General features: G+C 72.9%; 18 protein-coding genes. 16 read left to right on the plus strand and 2 right to left on the minus strand.

Features of this window, described 5'->3' with window-relative positions:
• Positions 1-8: 8 nt before the first annotated feature.
• Together ACH4U7_RS11270 and ACH4U7_RS11275 are read right to left on the minus strand one after the other, a co-directional pair.
• On the minus strand, positions 9-1,145 hold the full coding sequence (locus ACH4U7_RS11270) for a substrate-binding domain-containing protein (protein WP_398527702.1): 1,137 nt from the start codon (positions 1,143-1,145) through the stop codon (positions 9-11).
• A 38-nt stretch (positions 1,146-1,183) separates the two neighbouring features.
• A complete protein-coding gene (locus ACH4U7_RS11275; RefSeq protein ID WP_398527703.1) occupies positions 1,184-1,843 on the minus strand; it encodes a TetR/AcrR family transcriptional regulator in 660 nt (219 codons plus the stop codon).
• A 90-nt stretch (positions 1,844-1,933) separates the two neighbouring features.
• Between ACH4U7_RS11275 and ACH4U7_RS11280 the strand changes: the two genes are divergently transcribed.
• The 16 genes from ACH4U7_RS11280 to ACH4U7_RS11355 all read left to right on the plus strand — a co-directional run bounded on the left by ACH4U7_RS11280 (position 1,934) and on the right by ACH4U7_RS11355 (position 22,198).
• A complete protein-coding gene (locus ACH4U7_RS11280; RefSeq protein WP_398527704.1) occupies positions 1,934-2,347 on the plus strand; it encodes a DUF4345 domain-containing protein in 414 nt (137 codons plus the stop codon).
• Between the two features lie 520 nt (positions 2,348-2,867).
• A complete protein-coding gene (locus ACH4U7_RS11285) occupies positions 2,868-3,641 on the plus strand; it encodes a hypothetical protein (protein WP_398527705.1) in 774 nt (257 codons plus the stop codon).
• 109 nt (positions 3,642-3,750) lie between these two features.
• Positions 3,751-7,134, plus strand: coding sequence for a CHAT domain-containing protein (locus tag ACH4U7_RS11290; protein ID WP_398527706.1), 3,384 nt, complete (start codon positions 3,751-3,753; stop codon positions 7,132-7,134).
• Positions 7,131-7,841 carry a hypothetical protein gene (locus ACH4U7_RS11295; RefSeq protein ID WP_398527707.1) on the plus strand — a complete coding sequence of 237 codons (711 nt, stop codon included), beginning with the start codon at positions 7,131-7,133 and terminating at the stop codon, positions 7,839-7,841. The genes ACH4U7_RS11290 and ACH4U7_RS11295 overlap by 4 nt, the downstream gene beginning before the upstream one ends.
• On the plus strand, positions 7,841-8,518 hold the full coding sequence (locus ACH4U7_RS11300; RefSeq protein ID WP_398527708.1) for an RES family NAD+ phosphorylase: 678 nt from the start codon (positions 7,841-7,843) through the stop codon (positions 8,516-8,518). Before ACH4U7_RS11295 ends, ACH4U7_RS11300 begins: the two co-directional genes overlap by 1 nt.
• Positions 8,519-8,592: 74 nt before the next feature.
• Positions 8,593-9,705 (plus strand): macro domain-containing protein, encoded by a 1,113-nt coding sequence (locus ACH4U7_RS11305; protein ID WP_398527709.1) that lies wholly within the window; start codon positions 8,593-8,595, stop codon positions 9,703-9,705.
• 154 nt (positions 9,706-9,859) lie between these two features.
• Entirely contained in the window at positions 9,860-10,099 is a 240-nt protein-coding gene (locus tag ACH4U7_RS11310) for a hypothetical protein (RefSeq protein WP_398527710.1), read from the plus strand.
• Positions 10,096-10,866, plus strand: a complete 771-nt coding sequence (locus ACH4U7_RS11315) for a hypothetical protein (RefSeq protein WP_398527711.1) — start codon at positions 10,096-10,098, stop codon at positions 10,864-10,866. The genes ACH4U7_RS11310 and ACH4U7_RS11315 overlap by 4 nt, the downstream gene beginning before the upstream one ends.
• On the plus strand, positions 10,863-11,681 hold the full coding sequence (locus ACH4U7_RS11320) for a protein phosphatase 2C domain-containing protein (protein ID WP_398527712.1): 819 nt from the start codon (positions 10,863-10,865) through the stop codon (positions 11,679-11,681). The genes ACH4U7_RS11315 and ACH4U7_RS11320 overlap by 4 nt, the downstream gene beginning before the upstream one ends.
• Positions 11,672-12,724 carry a hypothetical protein gene (locus ACH4U7_RS11325; RefSeq protein WP_398527713.1) on the plus strand — a complete coding sequence of 351 codons (1,053 nt, stop codon included), beginning with the start codon at positions 11,672-11,674 and terminating at the stop codon, positions 12,722-12,724. The genes ACH4U7_RS11320 and ACH4U7_RS11325 overlap by 10 nt, the downstream gene beginning before the upstream one ends.
• Positions 12,721-13,365, plus strand: a complete 645-nt coding sequence (locus ACH4U7_RS11330; RefSeq protein WP_398527714.1) for a 4Fe-4S single cluster domain-containing protein — start codon at positions 12,721-12,723, stop codon at positions 13,363-13,365. Before ACH4U7_RS11325 ends, ACH4U7_RS11330 begins: the two co-directional genes overlap by 4 nt.
• Positions 13,362-14,828, plus strand: coding sequence for a hypothetical protein (locus tag ACH4U7_RS11335; protein WP_398527715.1), 1,467 nt, complete (start codon positions 13,362-13,364; stop codon positions 14,826-14,828). The genes ACH4U7_RS11330 and ACH4U7_RS11335 overlap by 4 nt, the downstream gene beginning before the upstream one ends.
• The gene (locus ACH4U7_RS11340; RefSeq protein WP_398527716.1) at positions 14,825-16,840 is read left to right on the plus strand and encodes an AAA family ATPase; all 2,016 of its coding nucleotides are present in this window, start codon (positions 14,825-14,827) and stop codon (positions 16,838-16,840) included. The genes ACH4U7_RS11335 and ACH4U7_RS11340 overlap by 4 nt, the downstream gene beginning before the upstream one ends.
• A 4-nt stretch (positions 16,841-16,844) precedes the next feature.
• On the plus strand, positions 16,845-18,569 hold the full coding sequence (locus ACH4U7_RS11345) for an Hsp70 family protein (RefSeq protein WP_398527717.1): 1,725 nt from the start codon (positions 16,845-16,847) through the stop codon (positions 18,567-18,569).
• Complete coding sequence (locus tag ACH4U7_RS11350) at positions 18,570-19,760, plus strand: hypothetical protein (protein WP_398527718.1); 1,191 nt, start codon at positions 18,570-18,572, stop codon at positions 19,758-19,760. It abuts the gene before it with no gap.
• Positions 19,757-22,198, plus strand: a complete 2,442-nt coding sequence (locus ACH4U7_RS11355; RefSeq protein WP_398527719.1) for a GTPase-associated protein 1-related protein — start codon at positions 19,757-19,759, stop codon at positions 22,196-22,198. The genes ACH4U7_RS11350 and ACH4U7_RS11355 overlap by 4 nt, the downstream gene beginning before the upstream one ends.

Below are 22,198 nucleotides of genomic sequence, written 5' to 3' on the forward strand. Positions count from 1 at the left end.
CGGCGGCATCAAGTGTCAAGAGACGGGGGCCGGGTAGCGGCCCCGCAGGAAGATCTGACGATCAGGCGGGGCTGGATGAGCAACTGGCGGACGGGTACGGCTGACGGGTCGGGCGCGTCGAGGCGTTCCAGGAGCAGCCGCGCGGCCTGGGCGCCGATCTCGTGCTTGGGCGGCGCCACCGCGGTCAGGGGCACGTCGGCCAGGGAGGCGATCTCGTCGTCGTAGGCGATCAGCGCGATGTCGTCCGGCGTACGCAGGCCCTGGGAGCGCATCCGCCGGATCAGCTCGATCGCGTCGTGATCGGAGTGCACCAGCGCGGCCCGGACGCCGTCGGCCAGGCACTCCTTGATGAACCGGTCATAGAGGCGGGTGGCCTCCGTGGGGCCCAGCGTGGGGCGTCCGCTGTCCAGGACCGGCGCGCCGGAGGCGAGGCCCAGGTGCCGGACGGCCGCTTCGTACCCCTCGCGCAGCAGGGGCGCGGTGGGACTGCCGTTGGTGAACAGCCCCACCCGCTCGTGCCCCAGGTTCATGAAGTGCCCGACCGCGCCGAACGCGCCCTGCTGGTGGTCGGTGGCCACGAATTCGCCCGGCACATAGCGGTCGTACGGCCGGCGTTCCATCAGCACGAATGGCAGCCCGCCGGCCCGAAGCCGTTCGAACGGTTCCTCAGGCAGGACGTGGCCCGTGGCGGAGGCCACCAGCAGCCCGGTGGCGCCGGACGCGACCAGCTCCTCGATCTGCTGGGTGTCATTCGGGTACGTGTAGTTGCTCAGGCCGATGACCACGCGGACGCCGCGCTCGGCGGCCACGGCCTGTACACCGGCGACGACTCGGGGGTAGTAGTAGTGCGCCGACGGGACCAGCAATCCGAGCGTATGGGCCGAGGCCGGCTTGGCATTGACACGGAGAGGGCCGGACGGTGCGCCCACCGGCCGCGGCTCGGAGGGCTGCCCGGCGGCGTGGGATGTCGCGAGCACGGCACCTCCGCGGACCCGGGTCACCCGCCCTTCGGCCTCCAGCTCGAGCAGATCCCGCCGGATGGTGGCGCGTGACACGTTCAGACGCGCGGCGAGTTCGGTGACCTTCAGCCCCTCGGCTGCTTCCAGCTCCCTGACCAGTAGCTCATGCCGCTGTGCAACGAGCATGTCGGACACGGCCCCCCTGTGAACAGATTTGAACGATTCTAGCCCGCGCACTTCGTGTGCCGTCCAGTACCGATCTTCGACCCGTCGGCTGGTGGCGGCCAGTCGGGGGCGGGGTCCTCGGTGAGCAGCGGCCGGAGGGCGCCGAGGACCGCGCCGATGCAGACGTCGCGCAGCTGGGTGCGGGTGCAGGTCTCATGGGTGAGCCAGTCGACGCAGAGGATCTGGACGAAGACCAGCCAGCTCTTCAGGACGCCGGACACGGCCTCACGGGCGCTCTCGTCCGCGAGCGGGAGTACGGCCAGCAGCCGCGCGCGGAGCGCGTCCAGCTCGTTCGTCATGATCGTCTGGATCACCGGGTCGCCCGCCAGGACCCGGTTCGCGGCGAGGACGGCGTTGCGGTTCGCCACGAAGTAGTCGAGGTGGACTTCCATGCCCTGGATGAGCTGTTCCACCAGGGAGTCGGCAGGGTCGAGCCGCGTCTCGGCGAGCAGTTGGTCCGCCGCCTGCTGGTAGACGGCCGCGAAAAGGGCGTGCTTGCTGGGGAAGTGACGGTAGAGCAGGGCCCGGGACACGCCGGCCTGTTCGGCGACCTCCTCCATCAGCACATCGGCGTAGGGGTGTGCGGCGAAGAGCCGTGCGCCGACGGCGAGGAGTTGGGCGCGGCGGTCGGCGGGGGTGAGTCGCTGGCGAGGAGGCACGAACGAAGCTTAGTTGACATGAGTCTACTAGCGCGCCCAATCTAGTAGACGTATGTCGACTAAGCTCCGCCAAGACGGCTTGGAGGGAATATGGCCAGGGCTCTGTGCGTACTCGCGCAGCTGATGGGCTGGGCCTGCGTGGCGATCGGCCTGTTCCACGTGGCACTCGGCAACGCGGCGATTCCCGGCGCCGGTTCCGCCGGCGCGACAGTCGACAGCTGGGGCCGGTTCATGGGAGCCAGCTTCGCCGGCTACGGGCTGGCCTGGCTCTGGGCCGCGCGGCAGCGTCCGATTCCGGCTCGGGCGGTCCGGTGGCTGGCCGGCGTCTTTCTGCTGGGCGGCGTGGGCCGGCTGCTCTCGCTCGCCGTGCACGGCTGGCCGCAGTGGTTCCAGATCGCGCTGACGGCGATCGAGCTCGGCCTGCCGCCGGTCTTCTTCTGGCTGGCCGAAGCGGAGGAGCGGACCCTGCGCGGCGATGTGGAGGCCGTGCCCGCCGGGCGATGAAGAAGCCGGCAACCTGGGGCGGTGCGTTCTGGTCGACGGCGGTATCTCCCCGGGCGATGCCGGATGGGGGAGACCTGGGCAACGACGGCGGCCTGCGACGCACCTCGGCCGGCTCCCCGTCGTCGGCCTGATGGAGGCTTTCCGCGGCCTGGCGGAGGGGGCGCGGGTGACGCTCTCCCGGTCGGCGCGCAGCCGGATGACTCGTCCGCCCTCCTCGCGCGCATACTCATGGACGGACTTCGAGGCGAGGTACCGGCTCTCGCCGTCCCGCTCACATGTCTGCTTCTCGCCCCCGGCCTGGTCTGGGCCGGACTCCGCGCAGCCGACGCGGCCTGGGTCCGCCCTCGTCCACCCGTAGTTCGATCGTCCCGCCGCCGGGTTTGGTGTAGGAGCCCCCGAAGCCGTGCTCGCCGATCGCGCCCACGGACTGCGGTGCGACTCAACCCCGCCAACGCGACCCCGCTCCCGCCGCTCCGCACGGAAACGGAAGAGGACGACCTCCACACCGCGGTCAGCCGCCATGAGCGATTCTGAAAAGAAACGCAAGTCCGTGCAGTGTTCCGGGACCTTGGCCGTTCCTCTGGGCGCGGCCCGGGCGAAGGTCGGGCGGTCCCAGGGCGTGGGGTTCCCGCAGGCGTCCGGCGCCGCTTCGATGGAGGCACACGGCGATACGGGGGTGAGAGCGTTGGACGTCACGGGTGCGGGTGCGCCGATCGTGGCGGTGGTCGGGGTGGTCGGGACCCTGCTGTCGGCCCTGCTGACCCAGTGCGCGGCCGAGCGCAGCCGACAGCGTGAGCAGGAGCGGACCGAGCGAGTGCGCGCGCGGGCGCGGGAAGCCGAGGCGCGGCGTACCTGCTACGTCGCCCTCAACACCTCCCTCCGGCAGTATCTGGCCGCCCTCACCGACCAGTTGCACGCCCTGATCCGTGCGGAGGATCCGCGCACGGCACGGCAGCGCCTCAGCGAGGCCCGGGATCTGCACCGGGACGTGTACGCGGAGGCGCAGATGCGGCTGCCCGACCCCGTACTCGCCCTGGCCGGCGAGGTCACCCACGCGCTCGGCACCGCCTACGGCCGGCTCCGGCGCCTGGACGACGGCGTCCCCCGCCCGGGCGACTCGCTCGACGCCGCCCAGGGGGAGATCGACGCACTGTGGGAACGGCTGCGGGAGCTGCGGCGCGGGATGCGCGCGGATCTGGGCGCTTCGGGAGTGTGCCGCCCGAGCTCGCCCGAGCCCGCTCCGCACCGCCCCCGAGCCGATCCGGATGCGTTCCGGGCGCATTCGGGGTGTTGATCGGGCGCGGGACGGAAAGGCTCGGTGATCGGGCATCGTTGTGACGGGCCGCTCGTCATCATGGGTACCCGGATGGTCTGTTGATGTCCTCGAGAGGTGAGGAGTGCCGGTGGGGGACGAGGGGGAGAGCGGTGGCGTTCAGGCGTTGCGGGCCTGGGCCGGCGAGGCCATAGAGCGGGCGAAGGCGTTGCTGCCGACGCCGGGCACGGTCGCCAAGGCATCGCGCGCCCATGACGACTCGGTCAACGAACTCGACGCGCTCACCCGCCTGTTGGACCACGACCCGGGGCTGCGCAGCTCGGTGACCCTATGGCTCGGCGGTGCCCTCACCCTGCGCCACGGCGTCGGGGGCGGGGCGCCCGAGGACCGGGAGCGGGCGCACGGTCTGCTGCGGAGCGTACGGGACCCGGCGACGAGTATCGGGGCCGCGGCATCCACCGAGGACCGGCGGTGGGCCGCGCTGTTCCTGCTGACGCACGCGATGCCGCTGCAGGAGATGCTGGGCGGGCTCTCGCCGGAGCCGGACGCCACCGCCATGTTCGACATGATCACGCGGCAGGGGCCGAACGGGATGGCCGCCTTCGCGGCTGAGCTGCAGGAGCTGGTGACCGACGCGGCCGAGCTCCCGCTGCCGCCGGAGACCTTGGGGCAGCTGCGGCAGGTGCGCGATCTCTATGCCCGTCCCTCGGCGGACGGGATCGCCGACCTGTTCACGAGTCTCATCCCCGACAACGGTTTTCCGGGCGCCGATCAGCTGCGGCAGATGATGACGAACTGGCAGACGACGATGACCGGTGGCATGGGCCCGAAGAGCGGCACGGCCCCTGGCACCGGCTCGGACAACACGGGTGACACGCGCGCCACCCGGGACCCCTCCCACAAGGCCGACGCCGACTCCCCGGACCCCTCTGCCGAGGCCCCCGCCGACGCCCCGGCCATGCCCCGTACCCCCGACGATATCCGCCGGCTCATCGCCGCGTGGCAGGCCGTCAACACCACGTCCGTGGACTTCGTGAACCACGTCGGCGGCGGCGACCCCGCTGCCCTCAATCAGCAGCTCGGGCGGTTGCGCGACGCGCTGGACGGGCTGCCGGACGGTATGGCGGACAAGGACGCTCTCGGCGGGCTGATGGCCCTGTTGCTCAACGTGAGCGACGGCGCCGGCGGCACTCTTCAGGACCAGGCGCTCGGTCTCGCGCACATCCGGACGGTCACCGACTACCTGCGGCGCAAGTCGGAAACCTCGATCCCCATGGCCGACGGCCTCGCGATCATGGCGGACGTGATGGGCCTGATCACCGACGTCCGTACCGCCGCGCAGGCCGAGGACGTGAAGGGGCTCCGCGACCTTCTGCCCCAGGCCGAGGCCCTGGCCGACACCGTCCCCGAGGACCACGACCTCCGCTTCATAGTCCTCATCGCCCGCGCCATGGCCCGCCTCATGCTCGGTCGGCTCACCATGGACAGGGATCTGCTCCTGCGCGGCCTCGCGGACTTCGAAGAGGGCAGGACCGCCGCGCGGAACAGCAGCCTCCCGATCGGGTACGAGGAGCTGGAGGCCCTGGTTCCCGACCTCGCGACCCTGCGTTCGTACCTCACCGACGACACGACGACGATCATCCCGGACCGGGACGTACCACCACCGGACGCCCCCGCCGACCAGCTGCACACCGCCGCGAACCGCCTCGGCATGCGCTACGGCCTCACCAAGGACCCGGCGGACCTCGAGGCCACCATCACCACGCTGGAACGGCTCCGCGAGCACGTCCGGCAAGGCCGGGCCCCGCGCGTCGCGGCCGAGTCCCTGTGGTCGCTCGCCGAGTCCTACCGCGCCCGCTGGCATCGAGAGCAGAGCGATTCCGACGCGGACGCCGCCACCGACGCGGCCAACGAGGCCCTGACCGCCCTCGCCGCGGACGTCCTCCTCCAGCGCGGCGCCGAACACCGCCTGACGACCGCCCGCAACGGCGCCTCGCTCGGCGTACGGGCCGCCCTGTGGGCCGCCGCGCACGGAAGGGTGGCCGACGCGGTCGCCGCCCTGGAGCTGGGCAGGGCGCTGGTGTTGCAGTCGGCGGCCACCTCCCGGGCCGTACCGGACCTGCTGGAGGAGAGGGGGCATTCCGAACTCGCCGCCGCCTGGCGGGGGTCCGGCGCCGCCGACAGCACCGAGCTGCCCGCCGAGCTCCCCAGCACCCTGCGCCGGCAGGCCCTGGAAGCCCTGGGTTACCGGGAGCGGGGAGGACTGCTCGATACCCCCACCCCGCGCGAGCTGTCGGACGGCGTGGGCGCGGCCGGTGCGGACGCGCTGATCTATCTGGTCCCTGGCAGCGAGGGCGACGGCGAGGCCCCGGGCATGTTGCTGGCCATAGGCCCCGAGATCGGCATCGGCGTGGGCGCGCTGCCCATGCTGTCGGAAGCGGGCAGCGCCCCTCTTGAGCGGTATCTGGACGCGGCCGCCGCCCGCTCCATGGAACACGACGCTGAGACGGAACGGGCCTGGGAGGAGGCCCTGTCCGAGCTGTGCGACTGGGCGTACGAGGTCTTCGTCCATGTCCTCGCCGGGCTGGAGGAACATCTCCCTGACGACGCGACCGACGCGGCCGACCGCCGTACGCCCCGGGTCGTCCTGGTCCCCTGCGGCCGGCTCGGGATCGTCCCCTGGCACGCGGCCCGCTTCCCCGCCGACGCCCCGTACGACTATCTCTGCCAGGCCCTGGTGATCAGCTACGCGGCGTCCGGCAGCCAGTTCCTGCGTACGGTGAATCGCGCGCCACGCGATCCGATCGCGGCCCCGGCCCTGGTGGCCGACCCGAGCATCACGCTGACGTATGCCGAGCAGGAGGTCCTGGAGCTGCGCAACGCTTTCTATCCGGGGGCGCGGCTGTACGGCGACTTCGGCACCCTCCCGCCCGACTCGGTGCCGACCGGCACCCCCGACCAGCTGCTGAGTCTGCTCGCCCAGGACCACTCGATGGTCCATCTGGCCACACACGGGCTGGCGGGGGTACGGCCGACGGAGTCGGCCCTGCACCTCGCCCCCACCGACCCCGGCGAGGAGATCGGCCGGCTCACCGTGACCCGGCTCCTCGACCGGCCGCAGCCCGCCGAACAGGCGGCGCCGGACGGCCCGCTGATCGTCCTGAGCGCCTGCCAGACCGATCTGAGCACCCGCGACCACGACGAGGCCCTGACCCTCACCACGGCGTTCGTCTCGGGCGGCGCACGTGATGTCGTGGGGTCGCGGTGGACCGCCCAGGACAGCGCGACGATCCTGCTGATGGCGGTGTTCCACCATGGTCTGCGGGCCGGCCTCAGCCCCGTCGACGCGCTGCGGGCCGCGCAGCTGTGGACGCTCGACCCGGACCGGAAGGACCCGGGCTGTCTGAGCGAGACGTTACGGCACGACATCGGCCGCCCCGACCTCCAGCGGCCCGCCCTCTGGGCCGCGTTCATCCATCAAGGCCACCCCGGCCAGGGAAAGGAGACCGTATGACCCCGGGTGAGGACAGCGGGACGAGGGTGCTCGGCCTCATCGGCGAACACCTCGACAGCATCCGCGCCCAGCTGACCGAAGAGCAGTACCAACTCCTGCTCACCCGGCTGCGCGCGCTCGCCGACACCCCGCCGGACGACTCCAGGGCCGTGCGCCGGGCCTTCCAGGCCGTACGCCTCTGCCTGCTGCCGCTGCCGTTCGACCATCCGGTCCGCGAGGCACTGGACTCCGTCCGGCTCGTCGCCACGGCACCCGTCAGCCTCCCGGTCGTCCTGCGGACGCAGGAACTGCTGGCCCGGCTCACGGCCGGCCTGGCATCGCCCCCTGCGCCCCCCGCGCCCCCCGACACCGCGGCCATCATCGCCGCCGTCGAGCACAGGCTGCTTCGCACGCCCGCCCTCTCGGCCGCCGAGGTCCGCGGCCGGTATCGCGGTTCGGCGCCGCCGCCGGAGCTGATCCGGCTGGCCGACCCCGACCTCGGCGACCGCTACCCGGAGTTCCAGTTCGAGCCCGGGGGCGGCGCGCCGTACGAGGTTGTCCTGGAGGTCAACCGGGTGCTGCTCGCCGACGCGGACCCGTGGGGAGCCGCCGACTGGTGGCTGAGCGGCAACGCATGGCTGGGCGGCGGGCCGCCCGTCGCCCTGCTCGGCGTCCGGCCGGACCGTGACCTGGTGGGCGCGGCCGTCGCGTTGGCGGAGGGGGACTGATGCACGAGGAGACCGTGTCGCCCTCCGCCTACCGCTTCCGGCCGCACTGGGAGGTGCTGCCCGCCGGTACCCAGCTGTGGCGGCTGCACAAATCCCGGTTCGCGGCGGAGGAGTTCAAGCCGTTCGACCCGAAGGACCGCTCGCCCGGCCGCTTCCACGGCACGCCGGAGGACCCGTACCCCTGTCTGTACGCGGCGACGGACGCGGAAACCGCGCTCGCCGAGACCTTGCTGCGCTCGGTCGACTACGACCCGGAGACCGGTATGCGGCTCATCCTCTGGGCCCAGGTCCGGGGCAGGTCGCTGAACGTGGTGCGGACCCGGTGCGAGCTGAAACTGGTCTCGCTGTGTTCCGGAGCGGCCCTCGCCGCCGTCTGCCAGGACAACCGTCTGCTGGAGAACGAGGGAGAGGAGCACTACGGGCGCACCCGCCTCTGGGCGCGGGAGATCCGGGCCCAGGCGCCCGAAGCCATGGGGATGATCTGGGGTTCGAAGCGCAACCCGTCACAGCGGGCCCTCGTGCTCTTCGGGGACCGTTTCACGGACTGCGCGGGCGGGCCGCTCGATCCACTCCCGTACCGCAGCATCCCCGACCTCGGCTCACCGGACGGCATCAAGGAGGCCAACCAGCTGCTGGAACCCCTCCGTTCGGCGATCAGGGAGCCGCTGCACCGCTGAGCCCGTCGCCCTGCCTGGCCGCCTGACCTCCGCTCGCTTGTCCCCGTGTGACACGTGGTGCCATCGTTGACGGCATGGCACCACCGTCTCTCGACCATGCGTCAATTCTCGGCGAACTACAGGAGGTCCGGCGGGCGGGGCTGCTCAGGCTGCGCGGCCGGGAGCTGCCCGCCCTGGAGTCGGCCGCGGTCTCTTTGGCGACCGCGCGCACCCGCGAGGTCGCCATGGAGGCGCTGCTCCGCCGCGCGGTGGAACGGCTTGACGCGGGCACGCTGCGGACCGCCGCCGAGTACACGCTGGGCCTGGCCCAGGGCACCCGGGACTGGCCGGCGTCCTCTCGCCGGGCCCGCGCCGCCGAGGTGTACCGGGTGAGCGAGGAGCGCTTCCGCAAGCACCACGAGGTGATGGTGCTCGGGCAGGTGGCCGAGCACATCGTGGAACTGGTGGAACTGCTGAAGGACGGCGGTGACGAGCCGGGCGAGGGCGACTGGGAGGGTGACACCCATCGGTTCGTGGACGTCCTGGCGGGCGATCGGACCGTACGCCTCACCCTCCATATCCACCCCGTCGACCTGCTGCGGGACGTGGACGTGGTGGTCTCCCCGGTCAACACCTACTTCGCGCTGCCCGAGCCGTACAAGTCCTCGGTCTCCGCCTCGTTGCGCCGGGCCGCCTCCGTGCGGGGGGTGACCGGCGACCTGCTGGACGACCCGGTCCACGACGAGCTGCGCACATGGGCCGCGCGGCACGGCACTTCGGGGCGTCCGGTGGTTCCGGGCACGGTGGCGGCGACCGGTTCGGGAGCCATGGCCGAGTACGGCGTACGGCGGATCTACCACGCGGCGGTGGCCGTGCCCCGGGCCGGCACCAACGACTACGACGTGCTGCCCGCCGACGTCACCCGCGCCACCTCGCGCGCGATCGCGCTGCTGGCAGAGGAGCGCGACCGGCACACCCCGCCGCTGCGCTCGGTGTGCTTCCCGCTGCTCGGCTCGGGGCGCGGCGGGCTTCCGTACCGGGTGAGCGCGGCGGCCGTGTGGAGCGCCGTCGAGGCGGAGCTGGCGCGCGGAGCGCGCTGGGAGGTGCACTTCGTGGTACGCACCCCGGAGGCGGCCCGCGTGGTGGAGCGCATCCCGGCCAGGACCCGCCCGGGGCGCGACCAGTCGGCGCCCGGCCGATCCCTTTGACTGGAAGGGCGGGTCGCCCAGGTGGGGTGCCACGGGGGAGCCTCCCACCGGGGCGGCCCGCGCCACCGAAGCCAGCGAAGCCGTTGATCTCGACGCGGTGTCAATTCACGTAAGGATCACGCATGTGGGTGCCGACGTCACATACCGTGGCCGTATGACCAGGGGGATGGTTGAGTGGGCGCACGGCTGCGCAGGTCGCACGGTGACCTGGCCCGCCCCGGATACGTATGTACTCGTCGACGGTGTCCTGCTGCGCATGGTGCCCGAGCCGCCCGGCCTGCCGCCGGGTACGGCGGTCAGCGTGCGCCACGATCCCGAACGGCAGCGGCTGGTGGCCCATGCGGACGGGACCGCCGACGGTACTGCCGGCGGCACCGAGGCGGCGGTCGGATGAGCGTCCACAGCATGGAGTTCGGGGCCGGGTTCGAGGAACGGCAGCCCGTCGTCCTGCTCCTCGACACCTCAGCGTCCATGGGCCGCCCCGAGGAGCACCCGCGGATCGACGAGCTGAACGGCGCGCTGACCCGCTGGTTCGACGGGGTCCGCGGGCAGGAGCGGCTGCGCACCCGGGTGGAGGTCTGCCTCATCACCTTCGACTCGGCGGTGCGTGTCCACGACCCCGGCCCGGGCCGTCTGGTCCCGGTCGAGGAAGCCGACGCCGACCGGCTCTTCGTCCCGGTGGACGGCATGCACCCGCCCACGCTGCGCGCCGAGGGCCTGACCCGGCTGACGGAAGCCGTGGAAACGGCCCTCGAACTGGCCCGCGCCCGCTACCGCACCCTGCAACGGCAACGGGTGCCGGTCCGGCGCCCCTTCCTGTGGGTCCTGACGGACGGCGCACCGAGCGATGACCAGGGCCGCCCCCTGGACGCGACGGCCCTGGCGGGTACGGCGGGGCGGGTGCGCGAGGGCGAGGAGCAAGGGGAGTGGATCTTCCAGGTGATCGGAGTACGCGGCGCCGACCTGCCGATGCTCCGGGTACTGGCGCCGAAGGCCACGTCCCCGTTGGAGAACCTGGACTTCGGCCGGATCCTCGACCTGCTCTTCCAGAGCACGGACGACAGCAGCCCGGACCAGGCCGCGGATCTCATCCACCAGGAGTTCGACGAGCGCGCCGCCCGGCTCGCGCGCATGGACAGGCTGGAGAGGGACCTCCGGTGATCGTCGCGGGCGCCTCCGTCCAGGGCACCGCTCATCTCGCCGCCGGGCAGGGCTGCCAGGACGCGTTCAAGGCGATCGACCTGGGCGATACGGCCGTCCTGGCGGTGTCCGACGGCGCGAGCAGCCGCGACCGCAGCGCCCTGGGCGCCCATATAGCGGTCGACGCGGCCTGCCGCCTGCTGACGGAGGACGTCCCGGACGCGGAGGAGTCGCCGGAGGCGTGGACCCGGTGGATCGCGGGGCGCGGGCAGAGGGTGGTCGAGGAGTATCTGCGTGCGGTGTCGGGGGTGTTGGGTACGGAGCCGGGGGTGTTGGGCGCGGAGCCGGGTTCAGCAGACTCCGGCGCAGCAGAGCCCGGCGCCCTGGCGGCCACCCTCACCGCGGCGGTCGTGGCACCGCCCTGGGTGGCCTTCGTCTCGATCGGCGACGGCTTCGGCACCCTTCTGACCCGCGACGACCGCTGTCACCTGGTCCTCCCCCCGCCCACCGGTCCACCCGTCTTCCTCTCCTCGCCCGGTGCGGCCCTCCGCATCCGCACCTTCGTCGCGTGGGAGCCGGAACTCGGCGGAGTGGTCCTGGCCACCGACGGCTGCGCCGCCCTCACTCTCGACCACCCCTCCGTCCGCCAACTCGGCCCAGAAGCGGGCCCCTTACCGGCCGAGCGCTTCTTCCTCGGCCTCGCCGCCACGCTCCGCCAGAACCACGGAGACGCCGAGCCCCTTCGACATCGGCTCTCCGGGCCGGAGGCCGGCCGGACCGGTGACGATCTGACCGTCCTGTGCGCTCTCGTCGAAGGGGGGCGGCCGTGGGACTGACAGTGGTGTCCGGCAGTGGACACACATGGCGGCTCACCGAGCAGATCGGCAGCGGCGCGGAAGGGTTCGTGTACGGCGTCGACGACGGCCGCCCCCTCGTCGCGAAACTCGTCCCGGACCCGCCCGACCCCGAGGCCTACCGGCGCCGCGTGGCCCGCCTGGTGCGCCAGCGCCGCGAACCCCGCACCGTCGGCCTGCTCTCCGGCACACCCGTCCGGCTGGCCTGGCCACTGGTCCCGGTACGCACGGGCGGCGGCACCGGCTCGGACCGCGTCGACGGTTATGTGATGACCGATATGCGCCACGCCTACCAGCCGTTCAGCCACCTCCTCACCGTCTCCACGCGCACTGCCTGCCTGCCCCGGGCGACCTGGGCGACCGCCCTCCACGCCGCCCTCGCCCTCGCCCGGCTGCTGGGCGAGCTGCACGCCGAGGGCTATGTGGTGGGCGACCTCAAGCCCGACAACCTCTGGGTCGACGAGAGCGGCCGGGTCGGTATGGCGGACGTCGACTCCTGGCAGTTCACGGACGGCCGCGAGGTCTTCGCGGGCCGCATGCGCACCCCCGGCTACACCGCCCCCGAGCGGATCGGCGCCCCGGCCGGTACGCCACCGGACACCGCGTCCGACGAATTCGCCCTGGCCGTCCTGGTCCACCAGCTCCTCATGGCCGGCCTGCACCCCTTCGCCGGGCACCCGGCGGACGGCGGCGACTATCTGTCGTACGACGACAACGTGGCGCACGGCCGCTGCCGGATCGTCGACCGTACGTCGGTACTGCTGCCCCGCTCCGTGCCCCCTGCCGATCTGCTGCCGAGACGGCTCGCGGAGCTGTTCCGGACGGCGTTCGGACCCGCGCGCCGACGCCCGACGGCGGCCGAGTGGGCCCAGGCGCTCGCGGCCGAGCTGGCCCCCGGCCGGCTGAGGGCGTGCGCGGTGAACGCCCGCCACCTCCACACCGTGGAACGGCCGTGGTGCCCGTGGTGCGACCAGGCCGAGCGGGGCGCCGACAGCTATCCCGGCCGTCCGCAGGAGGAAGCATGACGACCCACCTCTCCGTCGCCCGGACGCTGGACCGCTGCACGGTCCTCGGCCCCGGCACCCGTGCGGTCATCTGGGTACAGGGCTGCCCGCTGCGCTGCCAGGGCTGTGTGGCCGCGGAGACCCTGCCCTTCGAGGGCGGCACCAGCCGCTCGGTCGCCGAACTCGCCGACTGGCTGTGCCGGCTGGACGGCATCGAGGGCGTCACGTTCTCCGGCGGTGAGCCGTTCAGCCAGGCCGGGGCGCTGGCCGAACTGCTCGACGCGGTACGGGAGCGGCGCCCGGACTTCGGCGCCATGGCGTACTCCGGCTTCCGCCACGAGGCACTGCGGCGCGGCGACCCGGACCGGATCGCCCTGCTGGAACGGCTGGACCTGCTGGTCGACGGGCCGTACCGGGCGCCGCTCCACGGCAGCCTGCGCTGGCGCGGCTCGGAGAACCAGCGGCTGATCCCGCTCACCGACCGCTACACACGGGTCCTGGCCGAGCCGGACACGACCGCCGGGATCGAACTGTCGGTGGACGCCGACGGATCGCTCTCCTGGGCCGGGGTTCCGCCGACTCCCGGCTTCCGGGAAGGGCTTGAGAAGCAGCTCGCGGCGCGGGGGTTCGTGCTGCACACCGAGGCACGGAGGGAACGATGAGCGGATCACCCAAGTACAGCAGCGTGCGCGTCGGCGCGGTCTACGCCCAGCGGGAGGCGGCGGAGCGCCGCCGCCGGGCCGAGCAGCGCCGGGCCAGGGAACGCAGGCGGGCCGCCGAGCGGGCCCGGCTGGCCCAGGAGGCGGCCGCCCGCCGGGAGCGCGCCCGCGCCGAGGCGGAGCGGCGCCGGGCCGAAGTCGCCCGTAAGGAAGCCGAGGTGGCGGCTCGCCGGACAGCCGAGCGCGACGCCCGGCTGGCCCAGGCGCGGGCGGAGCAGTCCCGGGCCGACGAACGCGGTCTCGACGAGGTGCGGGAGCTGATCGCCGAGGCCCAGCGGTCGGGAGCCCGGGCCGAGATCGGTTCCCTGGAGCGGCAGTTGGCAGAGCTGCGGGGGCGGGCTGCCCGTGGGGAACAGCTCGGGGAGGCGGTGGAGGAACTGCGCGGCCGGGTCGTGAACCTGCGCCCGACCGCGGCCGGGGACCGTACGGATGACAGCGCCGCCGTCCTGGCCGGCCTGGAGCGCCGACTCTCCGCCACCGGCCCGGACGGCGCCGCCCTCGACGCGGACGGCCATCGGCGCTGCACCGACCTGCTCGACCAGCTGCGCGCGGCTGCCGGCCCGGGGCGGCAGGTCCGTTTCGAAGCGCTGCTCGGCACGGTCGAGCACGCCCTTGCCCGGCATGCGGCGACGGTCTCGGAGGCGCGGGAGGCCACCGTGCGGCAGGCCCGCGCGGAACAGGAGCGCGAGGCGGCCGAGACGGCGCGGCGTGAGCGCGCCGAGGCGGCGGAGGCCGCGGAGCGTGAGCGCGCCGAGGCGGCGGAGGCGGCCCTGGAGCTGGCCCTCGCGGAAGCCGCCGAGCGGTTCGACGTCGTACGCCCGGCGGCCGAGGGCGTGCTGGACACCGCCGCCGAACTCGGCGACGCCGGCCTCGCCGACGAGATCGGGGACGCCCTGCGCGCCGTCACCGAGGCGCTGACCGCGCGCTCGGCGACCGAGGCCCTGCGGGCGGTCGCCGAGCTGGAAGGCCGGCTCCCCAACGCCGAGGACCGGCTGGACGAGCTGGAGCTGGCCTACCAGCGGCGCCGGGACCTGGTGGAGGCGCTGCGGGACGCCATGACCGGCGAGGGGTTCGCCTTCGAGGGCGGTGAGGACCAAGGCGGCTCCTTCCGGCTGCACTTCACGCGGCCGACCGGGGCGACGTACGAGACCACGGTCGCCACCGAGGACGACGGCACACCCGTCCTCGTCTACCACGTGGACGGCGAGCCGGACGTGAAGCTGTACGCCGCACAGGACGAGGCGGTGTGCGACACCACCGAGGCGCTGCTGGAGCGGGTGCACGAGGCGCTGGGCGGCGACGACGGCTTCGTACCGGGCGAGCTGACCTGGGACGGCAAGCCGCCGCCGGACCAGCGCGGCAAACCGCTGCCCGGCGGCACCTCCTGGACGTGGACGGCCCCGTGAGCACGGTCGACTTCACCAAGGACGAGGACGGTACGGGGCCTGTCACCGCCGACGGCATGATGCCCCTGTGGGCGGTGTCGCTCGGCTGGGAGCTGCGGCGCGGCCGTCAGGTGATCCTCAACGGGCAGATCCGGGACCGCTGGTGGTTCGAGGACCGGCCCGCCACCTTCCGGGAGCTGGTCGCCGGGGTGCTGGAAGTGCGCGGCGCCGATGTGGTGGGCTGGTGGGACCCGGTGGCCGGGCTCACCTTCCCGCTGCCGGGCCACGCGGAGCGCTTCGCCCAGCTGGAGGCGGACCGGCCGCACACGGCCACCAGGAGCGGTGGCCGGGACACCCCCACGGGCGACCGACAAGCAGGTGACCGACAAGCAGGCGACCGGCAGGCGGGCGACCGGCAAGGAGACGCAGGGCAGCAGGACAACCCGCGCAGCCGGCGCGGCAGCGAACGCGAGCGGGACCGGTCGAGCCTGCTCTCCCCTCGCCGGGCCGGCCCCCCGCGCGCCTTCGACGACATCCTCGCCACCGTGCACCGAATCGCCGCCTCCTCCGACGCGGCCACGGCCTTCGTCTTCCAGGACGTCGACCACCACCTCCCGCCCGGCCAGCCGGAATCGAACCTCGGCTACCTCCGGCTGCGCGCCGCGATGACGGATGCCGTGACGCCCCGCCCGAGCCTGGCGGGCCGCCGCCCGCACGCCCGTAACGCCGTCCTGTGCGCGGTGGGCGACGTCGGCCGGCTGCCCGGCTGGTTCCATCTGGAGGACCCCCGGATCGCCACCCTGCACATCGGCCCACCGGACCCGAGCGAGCGCCGCCTGTGGCTGACTTGGCTGCGCGGCGACTTCAACGGGGCCCCGGACGCCGCCCGCCACGACATCGAGGCCCTGGTCGGCGCGACCGACGGCATGTCCGGCTGGGACATCGAAGCGCTCGCCCGGACCTCGTGGCTGCGCGACGCGCCCCTGCAGAAACCGGACAAGCTCCTGGAACTGCACCGGCTCAACGTGAGCGTCGACCCGTGGACCCAGCTGGACCGGGAGACCGTCGCCCGCGCGGCCGACGTACTGGGCACCCGAGTGGTCGGCCAGGCCAAGGCCGTCGACGCGGTGGCCGCCGCGCTCCAGGCGGCCTTCGTGGGCATCGACTTCGGCGGCTCCGGCACCGCCCGCCCCCGGGGCGCGTTCTTCTTCGTCGGGCCGACCGGCGTGGGTAAAACCGAACTCGCCAAGGCGGTAGCCGAGTTGATGTTCGGCGACCAGAGCGCGTACGCCCGCTTCGACATGAGCGAGTACCAGCAGGAACACGCGGCCGAACGGCTCGCGGGCGCGCCGCCCGGGTTCATCGGCCACGAGCAGGGCGGCGAGCTGACCCGCCGAGTCCAGGAACGGCCGTTCAGCGTCCTGCTCTTCGACGAGATCGAGAAGGCGCACCCCCGGGTGCTGGACAAGTTCCTCCAGATCCTGGAGGACGGCCGCCTCACCGACGGCCGCGGCCAGACCGCGTACTTCTCCCAGTGCCTGATCATCTTCACTTCCAACACGGGCGCGGAGGCGGTCCAGGACCTCCTGTCCGAAGGCGATGAAGAAGTGCCGTACTCCGCTCTGGAGGCACACTTCACCCGGGCCGTGGAGGAAAAGTTCCGGGCCATAGGGCGACCGGAGATCTACGGTCGGCTCAAGCCGGGCGTGGTCGTCTTCGACATGCTGCGCCGCGCGCACATCGTGAAGATCGCCGACCGGCTGCTGGGCCAGCTCACCGAGTCCGTCCGCGAACGCCACCAGGCCGAGCTGGTCCCCGATACGGACACCCTGCACCCCTGGATCACCGAGCGGATGAGCGACCCGGAGCACCAGGCGTACGGCGGCCGCCAGATCCGCAACGAACTGGAGCGGCTGCGGGCGGCCGTGGTCACCCACTTCCTGGCCCACCGCCCGACCCCGGGCAGCCGGATCCGGCTCGGCATCGACGACGACGGCACACCGTGGGTCAGGACCGAGGAAGGGAACGGCTGAACACATGCTCGGCATCGCCATCGGCCACCGCATCGCCCGCATCGGCCGACTCGCCCCGGAAGGCCGCCCGACCGTAACGGCGACGGACCTGGCCGGAACGGACGGAGTCGCCGACCCCGCCACCGCACTGACCATGCTCCTTGCCGAAGTCACGGCTGAGGAGGCGGTGGCCACGGGTGAGGAGGCGGTGCTCGGCCTGCCGGCCTCCGCCGGCCGCGAGGCCGAGGCCGACCTCCGCCGCGCCGCCGAGGAAGCCGGCCTCCGCGTCAACAGAATCGTCCCCGAGCCGGTCGCGGTGGCCCTGCACTACGGCGCGATCGACGAGGGCGTACACCGCACGGTGCTGGTGGTCGACCAGGCCGCGACCACAGTGGACCTGACGGTCCTCGCCATCACCCCGGACCTGACGGTACGCATCGTCACCACGCGCACCGAACCACTGGCCGACGACCACGCCCTCACGGCGATAGCCCAGGAACTGACCGAGGCGGCCCCGGACGCCGTACTCCTCTCCGGCGATCTGTACACAACACCCGCCCACCGCACGGACATCGAAAACCTCGCCGATGCCCAGGGCCTGACGATGCGCTGCAGGACCCCCGAACTGGCCGTCGTACACGGCCTCCTGCTCCTGGAGGACTTCGGCCTTCTCCGCATAGCCACCGGCCCGGCACCGGCGAGGACCCACTTTCCCCCGCCTTTGGAGGACCCGGAACCGCAACCCTGGCCCACTCCCGTGGCGGATCCCGAACCACAGAACGCCCCACCAGACCGCACCCTGAAGGGGCGCGCGGCCGTGCCGGATCCGCCGCGCGGGCGCGAGCAACCCCCGCCGTCCGACAGTGAACCACCCACCGCAACCGGTCCCAACGGGCGTGGAGCTGTGCCGGATCCGCCGCGTGGGCGCGAACGACCCTCACCGCCCCACAGCGAACCACCCGCAGCAACCACTCCACCCATCCCCACACCCGAACCAGAACCAGCACCCGAACCAGCACCCGAACCAGAACCAGACCCCGAAGCGCCGCGGCCAGAACCCGAAACGCCGCGACCAGAACCGGCCTCCACCCTCCGCTCCGTCCCGGTGACCCAACTCCAGGCCATCCGCCGAGACGACCACCTCCTCGTCCTCTGGGCCTGGCCCGACTCCGCCCTCACCGCTCGCGTCCGCTGGCGCCGTGAGGACGTAACCACGGCCGGCGACGGCCCTCGCGACGGCGACATCCGCTGTCAGCGCCGGGTCTACGAACACGACGGCGGCCTGGACCTCCCCGTCGGCCGAGGCGCGGTCACGCTCACCGTCGAGGCCCTGGTCCCCGACCCCGCCGTCGACACCGAGGGCGCCGCCTCCCTGCGCATCCCGGCCGAACCTCCCATCGTCGAGTACGAGCCCTCCCTGCGCCGCCGCCTCACCGGCGCCCGCGTCGCGACCGTCACCTTCACCGCCCGGACCGGCTGCGACCTCCCCGCCCTCCGGATCGTCCACGGCCTCGGCCGCTACCGCCCCACCAGCACGGCCGAGGGCACCGTCCTCCACGAGGTCCCCGCCCAGCGCCTCCCCGCCGGCGCCCCCCTCATCGTGGAGTTCCCCCTCCCCAGCACCAAAGGCCCCTCCTGGCTCGTCTGCTTCCCGGTGGACGGCCCCGACTCCGGCTCCGACCCCCACTCCGACCAAGACCGCGACATCGACATCCGCCCCACGGCGCTGCACCGGCTGCGAGTGACCTGAATGGCCAGACGACTCACCTGCCCCTACTGCTACGAGACCTTCGCCCCGCGCGAGATCCGCTTCCGCTGCAACAGCCGGCTCAGCCGCACCCGTAAGCAGTGCCAGCGCCGCCGCGACCCGGTCCTCGACGAACGCTTCGGCAGGCGCCCCAGCCACGACGTGGGCCCGGACTTCGCCGCCGACGGCCGCAAGTCGACGGCGGTGTGCCCGGACTGCGACGGCGAGACGACGTACCGCATCTGCCCGGTCTGCCATGTCGAACTGCCGGTGCAGTTCGGGATGGTGGAGAACCGGCTGATCGCGATGGTGGGCGCGCGATCGTCCGGCAAGACGATCTACATGACCGTGCTGCTGCACGAGATGCGCAACAAGATCGGCGAGGCCTTCGGCGCTTCGCTGATGGGCCTGGACGACACCACCATGCGCCGTTACAGCTCGGAGTACGAGGACCGGCTCTACCGCGACCGGCAGATGTTTCCGCCCACGCAGACCGCGACGACCAACGCCAACCGGGTGGAACCGCTGGTGTTCAGGTTCGGGCTGCGCCGCAAGGGGCTGTTCGGGGAGCGGCCGCAGCACAGCGTGCTGTCGTTTTTCGACACGGCGGGCGAGGACTTCAACAGCCGGGAGAGCGTGGAGCTGAACACCCGGTATCTGACCAACGCGGACGGCATCATCCTGCTGCTCGACCCGCTGCAGATGCCGGGCGCCCGGGACAGCGCGGCGCCCGGCACGGCGCTGCCGGGCGAGGACGGCATCGACCCGCCGATCAACGTGCTGAGCCGGGTGAGCAGCATGCTGCTGGCCGCGCAGGGCGGCAAGGCGGCGAAGGTCGACACCCCGATCGCGGTGGTCTTCTCCAAGATGGACGCTTTCTGGCATCTGATGGAGAACGGCAGCCCGCTGCGGTCGCACGCACCCGCGCTCGGCCGTTTCGACGTCGGCGACAGCCTCAGCGTCCACGAGGAGGTGCGTCAGCTGCTCAGGGAGTGGGACGGCGTGCCCATCGACCAGTCCCTGGAGAACACCTTCGCGCGCTACCGCTACTTCGGCGTCTCCGCGCTGGGCCGCAGCGCCACGCCCGAAGCCCGGGTCGCCGACACCGGAATCCAGCCCTACCGGGTCGCGGATCCGCTGCTGTGGCTGCTGAGCGAGTTCGGGTCGGTGCCGAAGGCGGGCCGCGGACGATGAGCTTCCAGCAGCTCTACTACACCTCCTGCGAGCACGGGCTCAGCCATTCCGCAGGCTTCCAGTTCAACGCGGTGAGCGAGCAGGTCTCGGCCGAGACCCGGCTCCGGGTGGAGGGCCTTGCCGGGTACGAACCACCGCGCTCGCTGGTCGAGTCGGACACCCCCGAGCTGCTGGCCCGCTGCCCGGTGAACCTCTGCCACATCCCGGACCCGCAGGGCGGCGCCACCACGCTGTGCGTGCGGTACGTCGGCCGGGACTCGGCACGCCGCTTCGGAAACTATTTCGCCCACGCCCTGTACACCGAGGGCGAGTTCACGCCGGACAGTGGTGGTCTGCTCGCGATCGAGCTGTGGGACTCCCCGGTGTGGACCGTACGCGTCGCCGATGCGACCGAGATTCCGGAGCTGCCCGCGCCCCTGCCACGCGGCCCGCTGTCCCCCCGCGCGGCGCGCGCCTTCCTCCGCGCGCACCCGCACGCCGAGCAGCTGCCGGCCCTGCTGGCGGCGGTGTTCGCGGCGCTCGCGGAGGACGGCTCGGTTGTGGTGATCGACGATACGACAGACCGGATCGCCCACTGGTTCGCGACCGTCTCCTACCTTCTGCCACCCCCGCTGGCCCGCACCCTCTCCTTCGCCACCTACCTCTTCCGCCCCACCCGCAGCCGACTGCACCTGATCGGCACAGTGCCCGGCGCGCAGCCCGACTTCGGCCCCGACGACGAGGAGTCGTACACCGTCTTCGACTTCTCCGCAGGCCGCTTTCCCGAGGTGGTGCCCACCCACCATCTGGTACGGCTGCTCACCCGGATCGGGGTCGGGGCGATCCGCTCGGTGTGGTCGTGGACGGCCGAGTACACGCACGGCCAGGAGCGGGCGCTGGGCGACTGGCACGCCCCGGTGGCGGCGGCCGCGGCGGCGGGCGGCACAGAGCTGACCGACGCCGACCTCCGCGCGGTGATCGACTGGCTGCCCGGGGCCGGTCATCTCGGGCCGCGCCGGGCGGCGGTGGCGGCGGACATCCACCACGCCCACCGGGACCTGGACGACGACCGGCTCGCGGTGTTGAGTGCGGCCGCCGAGGCGGGCGGTGACACGGCGCTCCACCATGAGCTGGAGGGCAAGCTCCACCAGTCCCGGATCCGCGCCTATGTGACCGGCGTGGAGAACGCGCCCGGCCCGGTGCCGATCACGCGCCCCGCCGAGCGGGAGCGGGCCACCGCCCTGTGGCAGCGGATGCTCGGCGAAGCCGCCAACAGCCGCCAGCAGGTACGGCTGCTGCTGTGGGCGGTGGGCGCTCGGCTCGCCCCGCCGCCGAAGCTGCTCGCGGCTCAGAGCCTGGACCTGGCCCGCGCCCTGCTAGGCGCCTCCGGCGCGGGCCCCGGCCTGCGGGAGGAGGTCGCCCACCTCGTGCACACCCTCCCGGAGTTCAGGGCCCAGCTGGCGACCGCGGTGCAGGAGGTGCTGGACGAGCGGGGCGGTCAGGAGCAGCTGTTCGCCCAGTTCCCGGCCACGTTGCTGAGCGAGCGGGACCTCGGTGAGCGGCCCGGGCTCCTTGAGCACTACTGGCTGGCGCAGGCCGAGCGTCAGCCCGCCCGCACGGTCGACCTGCTGTTCAGGATCCTGGAGGTGCGCGACCAGGTCTCCCCGGATGCGGAGCTGCTGCGGGGGCTGTGGCGGCAGCCCTCGCCGGCCTGGACGTACGAGGAAGCGACGGAGATCGCCCGCCGGCTGTCGTCGGACCAGCCGGTGGACGAGGCGGTCGGCGAGTGGTTCGACCGCGCGGTGAAACAGGAGGTCCGGGACGAGGAAGGGCTACGGGCCTGCCTGGTGCTGTGCGACACACTCACCGCGCCCGGACGCGACGCCTGGCTGCGGGCGGTCACCCGGGAGTGCGTACGGACCACTCTCCAGCTGGACACGGCCCTGCGCGAGGCCACCGAGGCCACGGCGCTCGCCCGCGCGTTCCGGATCCCGCAGATCGACGCCTGGGCGGCCCCCCGCGCCCTGAAGTACTACCGGCTGCTCCCCGCCATGCTCCGGCTGCCAGCCGACCCGGCCCGGCTGCGCACCGAGATCGGGGAGTTCGGCTTCTCCCTCGCCGACGGCTATCTGCGCAGCGTGTACCAGGCCGCAGCGACCTCGGACCGTGTCGACGAGGTGCTGTTCAGCCAGGTCACCGGGGTGATCGCGATCAACTACGAACGGGTCGCACTGCCGCTGGCACACGTGGAGATCGTCCGTGCGCTGCGCCAGCACACCGCCCGCTACTGGCGGTCCGAGGACCTGGACCGCCTGGCCCGAGCGCTCCGCCCCTACAGCGCGCGGCTCGCCGACGACTATCAGCAGTACGCCGAAGCCCGCCTGGGCCGCGTGAAGAAGTGGAGCCGCAAACTCACCCATCGGCGGCCCTCGGACGGCCCCCGACCGGAAGGGGGGTGA

Source organism: Streptomyces sp. NPDC020845 (assembly GCF_044334165.1).
Classification (GTDB): domain Bacteria; phylum Actinomycetota; class Actinomycetes; order Streptomycetales; family Streptomycetaceae; genus Streptomyces.